General features: G+C 37.0%; 10 protein-coding genes. 4 read left to right on the forward strand and 6 right to left on the reverse strand.

From position 1 onward, the window contains the following. The 3 genes from IQ236_RS15445 to IQ236_RS28350 form a co-directional block, all read right to left on the reverse strand. Positions 1-2,590: nSTAND1 domain-containing NTPase (locus IQ236_RS15445; RefSeq protein WP_228041665.1), on the reverse strand; the 2,590-nt coding region annotated here is incomplete at its 3' end. Positions 2,591-3,313: 723 nt separating this feature from the next. Next, positions 3,314-3,829 (reverse strand): DUF2267 domain-containing protein, encoded by a 516-nt coding sequence (locus tag IQ236_RS15450; RefSeq protein ID WP_193870064.1) that lies wholly within the window; start codon positions 3,827-3,829, stop codon positions 3,314-3,316. Between the two features lie 1,365 nt (positions 3,830-5,194). Next, positions 5,195-5,266, reverse strand: coding sequence for a hypothetical protein (locus IQ236_RS28350; RefSeq protein ID WP_193870146.1), 72 nt, complete (start codon positions 5,264-5,266; stop codon positions 5,195-5,197). A gap of 115 nt (positions 5,267-5,381) precedes the next feature. Here IQ236_RS28350 and IQ236_RS15460 point away from each other — a divergent pair, with 115 nt between their 5' ends. The 3 genes from IQ236_RS15460 (at position 5,382) to IQ236_RS15470 (ending at position 6,999) form a co-directional block, all read left to right on the forward strand. Next, positions 5,382-5,741: a BON domain-containing protein gene (locus IQ236_RS15460; protein ID WP_193870065.1), complete on the forward strand. Its 360-nt coding sequence runs from the start codon at positions 5,382-5,384 to the stop codon at positions 5,739-5,741. Positions 5,742-5,903: 162 nt separating this feature from the next. Beyond that, on the forward strand, positions 5,904-6,716 hold the full coding sequence (locus IQ236_RS15465; protein WP_193870067.1) for a hypothetical protein: 813 nt from the start codon (positions 5,904-5,906) through the stop codon (positions 6,714-6,716). A gap of 76 nt (positions 6,717-6,792) precedes the next feature. Continuing rightward, positions 6,793-6,999, forward strand: a complete 207-nt coding sequence (locus IQ236_RS15470; RefSeq protein WP_190516690.1) for a hypothetical protein — start codon at positions 6,793-6,795, stop codon at positions 6,997-6,999. A 115-nt stretch (positions 7,000-7,114) separates the two neighbouring features. Here IQ236_RS15470 and IQ236_RS15475 read toward each other — a convergent pair whose 3' ends face one another. After that, a complete protein-coding gene (locus tag IQ236_RS15475; RefSeq protein WP_193870069.1) occupies positions 7,115-7,342 on the reverse strand; it encodes a hypothetical protein in 228 nt (75 codons plus the stop codon). Positions 7,343-7,689: 347 nt separating this feature from the next. On the opposite strand from IQ236_RS15475, the gene IQ236_RS15480 reads away from it, so the two are divergent. Continuing rightward, positions 7,690-9,999 carry a phosphodiester glycosidase family protein gene (locus tag IQ236_RS15480; RefSeq protein ID WP_193870070.1) on the forward strand — a complete coding sequence of 770 codons (2,310 nt, stop codon included), beginning with the start codon at positions 7,690-7,692 and terminating at the stop codon, positions 9,997-9,999. Between the two features lie 271 nt (positions 10,000-10,270). Here the strand turns inward: IQ236_RS15480 and IQ236_RS15485 are convergent, their stop codons facing one another. After that, positions 10,271-12,940: a hypothetical protein gene (locus tag IQ236_RS15485; protein WP_193870072.1), complete on the reverse strand. Its 2,670-nt coding sequence runs from the start codon at positions 12,938-12,940 to the stop codon at positions 10,271-10,273. A gap of 28 nt (positions 12,941-12,968) precedes the next feature. Then, positions 12,969-13,415 (reverse strand): hypothetical protein, encoded by a 447-nt coding sequence (locus IQ236_RS15490; RefSeq protein WP_193870074.1) that lies wholly within the window; start codon positions 13,413-13,415, stop codon positions 12,969-12,971. Positions 13,416-13,587 lie beyond the last annotated feature (172 nt).

Genomic DNA, 13,587 nt, shown 5'->3' on the forward strand with positions numbered 1-13,587 from the left:
CTTGTTGTCTCCTCCTAGCTGCTGTAATTAATTCAGCTTTTGTTTTAATGGGACGAGTAAATTTTTCATCCGTTAGGGCAAATAATACTTCCCAGGCGGCATCTTCGTTTTCTTGACCACAATCTTGAATTACCTGTTCAATGGAATGTTTAATTAATTCGGCTTTGGGATTAATTCCTAATTTTTGATAAGTCGATAAGGTGGTAATTCCATGTTCTCCTTCTTCCTGAAGTTGAGCACCCACAACTTGCAATTCAATGGGTCTAACTTCCTGACGTTCATCTGCTAAATCGGTGACTAAGGCATTAATTAAAGCGGGTTCTAATTTTAATTTAGCCCGTTGGGTTAATCGGTCAATTACTGTTTTTGCTTCGGCTAAAGTAAAATCCCGCAAATGATAGCGTATTTTCTTATCCAGAATGTTATTATTAATGGCTTCTAAATTTAATAAATAATCACATTCCAAAAGATAGTGCAGATAATCTTCCCGGATAGAAAAAATAATTTTGACAAAAGGTAAATCCAAACAAACTTTCAAAAAATCATAAAATATTTTTCTTCTAGTTTGATGATGAGAGACAAAAAAGAATTCTTCAAATTGATCAAAAATCAAAACCGTTAGTAAATTTCGATCCGCATTTTTATTCAGTTGTTTTAGAACAAAAGAAGACGAATTAAGAATGAAAGAATTAGCTGTTTCCGCATTTTTTTGGCAGAAATTTGTCGGTTTAGTTGAGGATTGAGCAATCACATTATACCAGAGTTTTTTAATTGATTCATCAGGATATTTGAAGGCATCACAATTCAGTAAAACATTGGCTAAACTGCGTTCTAATTCCCTAGCCCAATCCGTATAACCCTGAATTACAACGGGTAAACAACCTCTAGCACTAATCGCCGTATTCTTCAAAGCCGGAACTAAACCTGCATTCACTAAAGAACTTTTGCCCACCCCAGAACGCCCATGAACAATAATCAATTTGTGATCATCTCGACTTAATCGATTCAGCAAATTTTGAATATCCTGTTGGCGACAGGATGCCATCATTTCTTCCGCAATAGTTACGATATTTTCCCCTTTAAGACTAGAGGGATTAATTGCTTGTTTAGGCGGTTGAAGTTGGGCAGCCCCAATAAACGCTCGGAACCCATATTGATGCTCAAGTTCCCGTTGCTTTTTCTTGATTCTAAATGCTTGGCGATACCGACCTTGATGATAGTAAATATTCCGTAATTCTCCCAAAATATCCAGATACAACTGCGGATTATATTGAGGTTTTGTTTGCTCTAAAGCTAATTCTAATTCTTGCCGCGCCTGTAGCCATTCTCCCTGCTGTTGATAACAGCGTGCTAATAATAATAAACATTGTCCTCGACTCGCTGTTCGATTCAATTCGGGTAAAATTGTTAACGCCAATTGCGCTAAAGCAAGGGCTTGATTCCATTGCGACCGTCGTAACGCCACCTCTGCCATAAACCCATAATCTTGAGCGAGTTGGCTAGCAGTTCCATAAATCAGGTGCATTTTTAACCCAGAGATGGCTAATTCTTGTAACTCCTTCCATAATTGTAAACGTTGTAAAACTTCTCCTAAATGGGAGAGAACTCCTGCTGCTAAATCCGGTCGTCCAGCTTGTTCAAAAATTTGCTGACTTTGCTCAAAATAATTTTGGGCTTCTAGTAATAACGTGTGTTTTATCCCTGGATTTCTTGTGGCTTGAATCCAATAAGTTAAGGCAATATGAAAGAGAACAATTCCCTGACGGTTGACCGTGAACCAACACCCTACATCTTTTTGGATACATTCATGCTGTAGAAAAGCTAAACTTTGTTGATAATGTTGGCGAGCTTTTTCGCTGTGGTCATTAGCATCGCAATCTTGAGCGAAAATAAACTGACGAAACGCTTCTAAAGCTGGGTCTAATTCATAACCTCGATTTTGTAAATCTTGCCAATGGAGTTCAAGTTCTCGGCGACGATTAGAATTGATGGCAAAGTCAGAAGGATAACTCCGAGAAACGGAAGATTGAAAAGCTTGTTCTGTTTCCGGTTCCCAAGCTTTGATTTTGAGTTCTGCCAAGGTAAAAAGGGTATTGGCTTGTAATTTTAAATAATCTAATAACTCCGCCGTTGTTAATTGAAATTTAATCGTTGCAGCTGCCCAACTTTTAAAATCCGGTGCTAGACGAATTAACTGTGTCGCAATATCATCCGTAATCCATAAAATTACGGGGAAATTAAATTGTTTGCGAAATTCATCCCGAACCTGATTTGCTGAACTCAGAAGAGCATCGAGATTTTCAACGGTTTCTAACCCGAAAATCATCAATGCTGAAGGGGAATGGGTTTGAACGTATTCTGATAAGGTTGTATACAGGGTTGACGTTTGAGGAGAGAGGATAAGAAGTTCAATGGCAATTTCAGAATCAGCTTGTACAGCCTGAAGCACTTGTTGTCTGAGTTGACTAGAATTGCATCGCACTAAGACTAAGGAAAATTGCCCTTGAGATAGGGAAACCGAGCGTACTAATCGATGCAAACCTTGTTGATTCACTGATGCTACTGCTTGAGAATCCAATAATTTATTCATAGGAAGATTGCACACTGAGGGTAAAAATACTATATTGACGCTCAATCCTTAATTCTGTCGAAGTTTGGGTTTCTCCTCCCGAATTTTTTGCTTCCTATAAAACCCAAATTAACGAGTTAAGGAAACAATCGGTTAAGGAGGTGATTATCCATCAAAGCTCTGGGGGGTTTACTGGTAATATTATTAGGATTAAAACCCAGAAATACCCTAGAGTATTTCACCCTAGAAACCTAAAATTGCCCATCTCTGAAATTAGGTTTCTCTACATCCCGAAACTAGAGAGTTTGAAAAAATGATTGAGTGCATGGAAGTAATCTATACTTCATTATACTTTATTCCTATGAGTCTACTGTAGCGTAAATCATCACAATTGGAAAGAAAAAAACAAAAAAAGCTACATTAAGTTAAAATTAAACTAAAATTGGCCAGTTAGGTCGCTTTTGGGAAGGTAATTAAAGCCCTCTATGCTGACAATTTGAGCAAAAGTATATCATTATGAAAGACAAGAAGATATTGAGTATAAATTCAACTTTCCTTTACAATATTAAAAAAATATTAAAAAAAGTTATCAAAACAGAGATTCTGTTCTTCTCCCCAAAATGAATCAAGGAATGGGGCTCAAAAAATCACCTTTATCGAGACAGGAAGTACCGGGGAGTGGGATGTTAACCGTTGAAGGTGTTTACCCTGACACACCCTACACCCCCCCTAGCCTCTGACCCCCTAGGCTTGTTTCCAAATTTCTTGAATATCGGCGGGAAGCCACCCTGTAATTTCTTCAATACGTTCTTTAGAAAGTTCAGCTTTTGTTGCAGAAAAGACAGCTTTAATCACGGTTTCTGCATGGGTTGTTGGAGGTAAACCCCCTTCATTGGCCACACGAACTAAAAATTTTTCTGAATCAATTCCTGATAAACCAGGCCCTTTTAAAGGCGGACGAATCCGGCTTAAAAAACCGACAATCGGATTTGTATCTTCCCATAACTCAGCAATTTCCATTTGGAGTCTTTTATTAGAAGTTGGCATCACTTCTTTATGTAATTCTTCAGCAACATGGTCGGCGGTTTCTGTACTCATAACATCCCGCATCACCCGAAAGACAACTTCTGTAATATCTCTGGCATCATAGAGATCAGAAAGACCTCCTTCAGTCATAACTTTTTCTAAAAAGGGCTGATGTTTTTCTGAAATTTCAACATTCGCATCCGGTTGTTTTTGTTGAGCTTGTTGTGTCGTCATACTTTAACCTCTTTTAAAAGTTTAACTGTATTTAAGACAGTAGAGGAAAAACTGTAGAAGCGAATCTTTCAAAAGATAGGTGTATTAAATTTTTTTTTACAATTTTTATATCGTGCTACGCTGGGTCTGTTGCTCGGTTTTTCATCCCACCGTTAAGCAAAGCTGTAACTATAGTCCCTTCAAACCGAGATTATAGATAAATTCTCCTTAAGACATTGCTGTGTTCAGATTAATTTAAACGTTTAACAGCCTCTGATCAAATCATCGGAGGCTGTTAAACTTGGGCGTTTTTACTTTTAGGATTGAATATTTTAATCCCCTTTTATCAGAGGATTATTTACAAAGTTATTATACTGTTGGAATGTTTAATCCTTTCGGATTGCTTCAATTATAAGCATTAAAACTTGGGATTCCCCAGATTTCTTAATAAAAACTTTACCTTTTACTTAAGTTTACAATTACTTCAAACCCCTATGGATAATAGGGTGACAGGAGAATTAGCATAACTAATTCAATGATTTCAAAGCAGCAATCCAAGTGCTTTTTTTTCGTCAGATTTCCGTATTTTCTCGTAGTGTCCTCTCTTTGAATGCTACGGACATAGGATTGCGGAGCAAAAGTAAGCTTGAACCCGCACTCGGAAGTTAGGGTGTCTGAGGTGTCCGTGTTATCTACCGGAGGAGGGGGTGAAACCCTTGATAGATGGGCAACAGAAAGAAGCTGAACCAGAAAATGTAACAGAAAATCAATCCTGTAGAGGTATTCCTAAAACTTTATAAACATAGAATAATCAAGTTAAATCAAATTGATTGGCATTAATTGGTGAGTACCTTTCTTTACAATAGGCGCTTACCATTTCTTAGGGAAATAACTACAATTAATAAATATAATAAATAATGGGGCAACCCAAGAGTTGAGGTTCATGACCTAATGGAATTGAGTAGGATTTCAACTCCATAAAAAACCCTGGTTTGCCCTTTAAACAACTAACTTTGAAAGTTCAGGACTTAGGCTTCCCCATGTTCTGGGTAAAAATGACGAGTGCCTAACACTCTGCAAATAAACACTCGTCTTGCTACCACAATGAACATACGAAAGGATTGATTCATTATTTCATTTCTACAAGGTGGAAGACATCCCCCTAGAGTAACGATTTTCTGTTACATTTTTTGGTTCAATTTCCAATCAGGTCAAGATAAAATACGGGCAAAAATTATTCTGATGTCAACTCAGGAATAGTGTTCAATCTCAAACCCATAGGACTTACGCAAAAACCCGATTTCTGAACCCAAAATTAAGTTTATTGTTCGATTTAAAATAGCATATCTGAGATTAATATCAGAGAAAAACTTTATTTAAAGCAGCTTAATTGAGATTCGTTCCGTTGAGTTTGGCTCCTGTTAAATTCATTCTTAAAAGAATAGTTTCTATTAAAATTGAATCAGTAAATTTTCATCTTGCTGAAAGTTTCTATCAAGAGATAGAGGTAATTCTCAACTGATATTTTTATATTTAAAGATGATAAATAAAAATAAAAAATAGGAGAATGACAATGGGTTGGTTAAGCCGATTATTTGGTCGTCATGAAGAAGAAAAAGCTAAAACTACTCAACCTGTACAAAATGTTCAGGCGAGTGCTCCCGCAACAACAGCAACTGCTACAATTCCCCCTGAACGGATGGGTTTAGATGGCAAATATGATCAAAGTGGTTTAGCAAAACGAGTGGCTTATGCGTTTGATCAAGATTCTGAATTAGATGATATGGATAGCGTTTGGGTTGCTCAAACTGATAGTACAGTTGTGTTAAAAGGGAAGGTTCCCAGTCAACAACTGTTGAGTAGAATGGTGACAGTTGCTAAAGGTGTTAATGGAGCAACGTCAGTGGATACTAGCCAATTAACGGTTGGTTAATTCTTAATTTTTAAATTCCCAAAAGCAGCCAGGTTGAAGTAATACTTTAATCTTGTTGCTTTTCGTTTAAAAACAATTCGTTATTTTATGACTTCAGGAAGATTTTTATTGCTTTCCTCGCTGGTAATCTGGATTTGTCCAGGTAAAAAAAGAGATTAAACCGTGATTAATACGAGTTTATTCAAGGGTGCAAAACTCCGTAATCTGCAAAAAATTTCATTTTATAAAATTCTGAGCCAAAAACTATTCCCCTTAGTTTTATCTCGTTCATTCATTTTTTTAAGTCTACTTCAGGGTTTAGCATTGGTTGAGTTGATTACATTTTTGGCTTTAAATCATAATCAACCTAATGTGGGTTCAGAACAACCTATAACTGTTAAAATCGTATCCACTCCTGAACCTCAAAATCCTGTTAAAATCTCGAATTTTAAAACAGATGAATTATTTTTAACCCCTAATTCCTTGGGTGTGATTGCAATTGGATTAGCAGAAGGGACACGAACCGTTGAGGGAGGATTTACACCTGAATATTTTGGACATCGAGATTTTGGAAATGCTGCGTTAAATTTAGGAACTTTTGCTTATCAACATCAAGCTTCATCGCCTTTAGAAGCTGATTTAAAACAAATTAAAAAATTAAGAAAATCCACAGAGCGACTTCAGCAGGAAGCTAAAATTAAAAATTTGCAACTAGGATTATTTGAACTGTTAGCAGGGATTGATTTAATTAACCAATCTCCCGCAGCCGGGAAAGTTTATCTTTCGTCTCTTCAAGATTGTAAAACCCAATATCCCTTAGAATATGATGCTGTATTATGCGCTCGAATTCAATCCTATCGAAATCCCCATACAGGTGAGATAGAAGCGGCAGGATTTAACCATGATTTAGAACAGTTAAAACAAGATCAACAACGACGACTTCAGAGGATTTCTATTGTCCTATCTCAACACAATCTTAAACCCGATCAAAATTAAAATCCTTTCTAGTAAAAAGGTAACAAATGGCAGTATTATAGAGGCTGTCACCCGTGAATGATGAATTGAGTAGGACATGACTGAACCTAAAACTGAAAAGTTAACTCGTGCTTTAAATCAACTCATTGAGGAACATGGAATTAGAAGTGTTGTTCATTCTTTGACGGATCATTGTTTTAATGAAGCTGAATTTCTGCGTCAAGATCGCAGTACAGACCTGGCTCAAAATTGGCAAGAGATTGCTGAGGGATTACAACGGATCATTGATCAGTGGGAATCCTAAATTTTAAGAGACTAAAGGTATTTTAAAATCAAGCTTTTCAACATATCAAAGGGTGGTTTTATTCCTTAAACCACCCTTAATTTTAAATTAAACTTTAATGTTCTTCTCAGCCAATTTAACTCGGTTTATGAAAAAGTTTTAATCTAAATTTCATCTTCCATTTAGATAAGAATGCTAATCTAAACAATGGCGATCGCAGTTCAGAAGGAGTTAGCTCAAAGGCATATTCACTCGGTTGATGATAACTTTCAATAACTCCCATTTTATCGGTAATCATTCGCGCCATTGACTCCGCATCACTCAACCAAAACTGTTCCTCTATCCCTAAATCAGAATCATCCATTGTTACCTCCACTAAAAATTATTTGTTCTTCTTAATATAACTTTTATGAGTTAAATTTGATACCCTGACTATTAACTATTGTTTGCGTTCTCAACATTTATCTTGAATAAATTCAACGATTTTTGATAAAATATTGACATCTGTTAATAGTATTTTCCCTGATATACAATGTAACTTTTATTACCATTTAAACTTAAGCAACACTTGAGGGGGGTTTTTCCGCTTTTCTAAATCGACAAAATGTGACACTTTAAACAGAAGACTCAAAAACTCATACGGAATAAAAACTCAATCCGGTGAAATAATATAACTATATTTGCTCTCTCTTCCTTTCTTAAGCTAATAATATGACCAGTTCCCAACCTGTTTTTTTAGATATTACCCAGCATTGGGCACGTCCTTTTATTCAACGGTTACAAGCTCAAGGGTTAATTAATGGGTTTAAAGATAACACCTTTCGCCCAGATCAAAACCTAACTCGTGGGGAATTTGCGACTCTTCTAAAAGCTGCATTTCCTACTCCTGCTAAACGTCAATATATCCAATTTAGTGATGTTACAAAGGATTTTTGGGCGGCAAAAGCCATTCAAACGGCTTACGAATCTGGGTTTATTTCCGGCTTCCCTGATGGACGGTTTTATCCTCAAAATCCGGTGACTCGTTTACAAGTTTTATTAGCATTAGTATCAGGTTTAAACTTAGCCAAAGGTGATCATTTAAACTTAGAAGATCTTTATACTGATGCAGATATAATTCCGGGTTATGCAACTCAATCGGTAATAACCGCAACTCGTTCTCAATTGGTAGTTAATCATCCTAATCCTGAAGCCTTAAACCCTAATTTAAACGCAACGCGGGGAGAAGTCGCTGCGATTATTTATCAAGCTTTAGTATTACTCAAAAAAGCTGATCCGATTATTTGCCAATATCTTGTAGAATTATCAAAACCGGGAATTATCCGCACCGGAACTCATCTTTCTGTCAATGGTCGAAAATGGAAGTTACCCTGGAGTCAGTGGAGTTCAGGAATTGCGACAAATACCGGAATTAGTGATAAGGGAATTATGCAAGTTTTAGGGATTAATCCCTTAAATACAACGGATGAAAACTCGCAAACTGTCAGTTGGTTTTCTTCAACTCCCTATAAATTCAAAACAACTTGGGATGCAGAATGTCGCTATTTGAAAATTAATCAATTAGCAGAATTATCAGGATGGGATTTAGAAATACAAGATCAAACCCTCAATATTATTTCTAAATTGGGAACTGTCCCAGCTTTAACCTTTGAAGAACGCTCAAATAGTTCTCAAATGATGGTAACATTAAATCAACCCACACCTTGGGAACTTTATCAACAAAATACCCAATGGGAAGTTGTGGTTGATGCGGTCACTTCTGCGACTGTTGCTAAACCTTTTCAAGAACAATCTCAACCCACACCCACTTCAGGAACTTCTGAACAACAAAATGAAGGCGAAACCGCAGGAACAACTCAAAAACCCTCTCGACCTATTGTTAAAAATATTAATAATCAAACGGTAATTCAAGGAACTTTACCCGATGGTTATGGCGTGAAAGTTTCTACCTTAAATAATCCTAATCGAATTTTAATTGAACTCCGACAAGATGGGTTAATTGAACGGGATATTACTTGGACAAAAGGATTGCGTTGGCGACAACAATATATAACCTTAAATAATAGTCGTTTTCCGGTAGTTTGGTTAACCTTAAATCCGGGTTCAAGTTTAAATTTACGTCCGATTTGGGCTAATCTAACGGGAATGAAAGGGATTGACAGTTTACTCAAAACCGTAGATAATTGTCAATGTTTAGCAGCAATTAATGGAGGCTATTTTAACCGCAACAATCTCTTACCATTAGGGGCAATTCGGCGAGATGGGAAATGGTTTTCAGGGCCGATTTTAAATCGAGGAGCGATCGCTTGGAATGATGCAGGACAAACTAAAATTGCCCGTTTCAGTTTAAAAGAAACCTTAATTTCATCATCGGGACAACGGTTAGATTGTGAATTACTCAATACAGGTTATGTCAAAGCTGGAATCGCTCGATATACTCCCGAATGGGGCGAAAGTTATACCCCCTTAACGGCGAATGAAATTGTTATTCTTGTGGAAAATAATATTGTTAAACAACAAATTGAATCAACAAATACTACCTCTGGGATTGCAATTCCTAAAAATGGTTATTTGTTAACATTGCGATCGTTTCGTAGCGCCTTAAGTTCGTTTTCTGTGGGAACATCTATTACGATAGAATCCCAAACTACACCCTCGGATTTTAATTTATTTCCCCATATTTTAGGAGGGGGGCCATTATTATTACAAAACGGACAAGTCGTAGTTGATGCGGTTGCTGAAGGGTTTAATATTTGGTTTGCGGATCAATCTGCTATCCGTAGCAGCGTCGGAATTACCGCCAAGGGAGAATGGTTAATTGCCACCGTCCATAACCGTGTGGGGGGTGTGGGTGCTAAATTAACAGAAATGGCGCTGTTGATGCAGCAATTAGGGGCAACAGAAGCGTTAAATTTAGACGGAGGAAGTTCCACCAGTTTAGTTTTAGGAGGTCAACTGTTAAATCGAATTCCCGATACAGCCGCCCCAGTTCACAATGGTTTAGGGGTATTTCGCCGATGAAAAAGGATTTTAGGTTTGGTTACGGGTTTAACAGTGATAGTTTCTTCGATATTGTATCTCGACTAAATCCAGTTATTTTCTCAATGTAAGCTGTGTCTATAGTGCTACGCGCTAACTTTAGGACGTTTTTATAATGACCGTGTAGAGACGCGCCATGGCGCGTCTCTACATTATGTCCTAACAATAGCGCGTAGTGCTATAGCATTGTTGATTGTAATTTGCTTTATTAAAATGGTCAAGCATAAGGTTAAGGAAGAAGTTAAGCAACAAGTTAAGGAAAAGGAAGAGGATTAAAACGGCTATTATTTTGCCAATGGTCGGTCATAAAATCATCAATATCTTCTTGAAGCATATCAACAGAAAATAAGAAAAGACTTGTACAAACATCATTGGGGGACATCCTGCGAGGATATCGGTCATTCTCATAAGTTTTGGCAAAGATTTTAACTCTCCAGACCAAACCATTAGGAACATCAGCAATCATTTTATCTGGGACTAGCCCCATGTGAATAAATCCAGGTTGATTATCAAATTTCGCTTCAATAGAAACCTTTTCACTGCCATTAACAGTTACAAAACTACTCCTAACCGTTAATTCTTCTCCATTCCAAGCTGAATGTTGAGGTCGAGCAAAAGTTGTGTATTGGACTGCATAAATTGAAAGTAACCAAACTTTTCTATTATTTTTGGACTGTAATTCCTCAATAATTTCATCACAGAATAACAAAAATACTAAACTAGCAGTACCAGAGTTTGCTAAATGATTACTTCTCCAGTAAGCGGCTGCCCAAGTTCGGGGAGGATAAGGTTTTCTGAAAGGATTAAGAGTGTTCTGCATTATCTCTTCAGTTTGGGCTTTAAATTTAGCAGTAACTTCTTTGATTCGGCTATCATCTTCTGTCAAATTTTTATGATTGATTGCCTCCCCCATTTCAGTTCGATAAGCATCTCGTTCTCTTTTTGCGATCATATCTTGAATTTCATCTGTATAAACATTAGAAAATAAGGTAAAACGATAATCTTTTGGGGTAGTATCTTCCTTAAGATTTGGATATCTCCAATAACTATTAACTATATTTATTATTCGAGTCACGGTATCCGTCAGTGGAGGATTAGTCAGACAGGGACGGGTTAAATAACAATCATCAGATTTCAGGTCTTTGAGCCATTGAATATCAGCACCGGATTTATCAAGAAATTCCCTGACAACTTTTAGACCTTCTTGATTATTAGGATAAGCTGATTTGAAGCTATCAACTGCTATTTGCATCTCCTGGGCAAGAAAGTCAATTATTCTCATTTCACCTTCACCGGGAATATTGAGAACAATTAACTCAGCACCAATAGCTCTAGCTCGTCCCGTCAAACTACCAACAATACCAGCTAGATTATTCATTGAATTAACGGCAATTTGTTGAAGATTTCCTTTCAGCGCAACGTTAGGAAGTTTCTTGACTTTTGGAGGGCTATCCATCTCATATAAAGCAGCAGTAATGGATGGATATATTTGACTATTTATTAATTGAATATAATCGCCGTTGGCATCCCTACCAAGACTCAATAAAAGTTCACGAGTTGCCGCGAGGATTCCTTTAGTATTTTTGAAGTTCCCCTCATAAACATTATTCCAAAGTTGAACATTTCCCCAATGTTGTATTGGATTACCAAATACAATATAAGAGCCTTCTTTAAAACTTGCTGAACAGAAGATTTTGGGTTGATAAACAAAATCATTGCCATCAGCTTGTTGATATTTTTCCAGGTAGGTATCAGGAGTACACATAACAGAATAGAATCTAACCCCCGCAGCTTTAGCCAAGTTTTTCCACATCTCTTGAAGTCTAAATTTAATCTTTGAAAGAATGTATGGATGCAACAATAAAACCCCAGCTTTATCAGCTTTAATGATTTTAAGAACAACATCAACATAAGCTACTTCCGCATCAGGATTATCATCTAGGTTGGCTAATTCTTGTTCAGCTTCTTCTAAATCTACTCGTAGGATTTCAGCCAAACTCTGAATATTATCCAGGGCTGAACTAAGTTTATGACATTTCTCATGCAGCCTAGTAATTATTCCGTCTTGTTCAAGAGTCTCAAACTTGAACCATTGCCATAACATCCAACCGGGTTTGGCACGCCGTTCTTCTGCCTCATGAACTACACCAATTAGAACTTTACCTGTATGATTACCGAGTGCGGGTTTATTACCTTTAAAACAAGAGAGGGGAATCACTAAATCATAATCAGCAAAACGTTTATCTAATTCAAATTTAGGATGGTAGGAAGCGGTTCCTTTTGCCACCCATTCTTGAAATAATGCAGCACAGAATTGAACTGTTATTGGATGCTCAGGATTATTTGGATCAATATCAATTGGATTCCCAGGGTCAGTCTCAGTAGCTTCTAACAGGTATAGAAGACTTTTAGACATTTTGGCATGACAATCTCCAGAGTTCCAATGAACACCATTTACTCCATCATCTTGGGGATTCCCATCCCGATCTTGACGTTCATCATCAACAATAATGTATTTCATCTCCCGATAAAACATTCGATTGCATTCGGTATGTAAGATACTTCCATAAATAATTCGTTTCCAATCTTCGCTAAAATAATCTCTTCCGATTGTCCTGTTAGGAGTAAATAAAAATCTTCCATGTGTCCTTGAATTAGATGCTAAATCTAAGAAATAGGGCTCTTGAACCCCAGGAATTTCAAATGGGTCTAATAAACTTGGGTCTTTAGTTGTCTTGGGAATTTCCCCAATAATAAATTCTTTATAGGGGTACAAAGCCCCCAAGAGTGTATTCCTAAGAACTACTGGTGGTGCAGAAAAACTCTTTGTAATACAGATCCAAACAGAGAAAGTTGAAACTGTTTCTATCTGACCTTCACTGCCATCTTCTTTGAATTTTGTGTTCTTAAATACTGTTGGCATAATTCTCCTTAATAATTAAACTTAATAATTAAAATGGTGGTGCGTCATCATCAGTAAAGTGCTTGAACAAATCCCAGGTAGCTTTCTGAATAGCTTTATCAGAGATTTCTATTGGATTATTAACATCAGTTAGGTCAAACATTAGAGCAACTTCTTCATCATTGTTAATATTAAATGCCCAAAGATTAACATAACCTCTGCATAGTTCTCTAAGCATCTCTTTGGAAAATTCGATAATAAAATCTCTCATTTGCTTCTCATTCATATCATAGGTCGAGGCAAACCCGATACTTGGTCTACCACTAGGTTTAACTCCAAAAATATAGACAAGGTTCCCGAATTTCACTTTCTTATCGCTCCATTTGAGAGTAATTAAAATCAAACCAGCAATTAAGGAAATATAAGGGGCATAAGCCATCAAAACAGCCCAAGCTCCACCAAATAAAGTTCCGGTTGCTGACCCAACTGTCGGCACAAGTTGAGGTAAGGTTTTTAGAACTCCTGCTACTAAATATGGACTAGCACTGGCCCAGGCTGAACCAATAGCTTTACAGACTACTCATGTTACTGTATAGGTTAGCTCGGTGTTGTCGAAAATGGTAGCATCACTTAGGCTTCAATAGACAACCTAATATGAAGCCGATCTT

This window comes from Planktothrix mougeotii LEGE 06226, from assembly GCF_015207485.1.
GTDB lineage: Bacteria > Cyanobacteriota > Cyanobacteriia > Cyanobacteriales > Microcoleaceae > Planktothrix.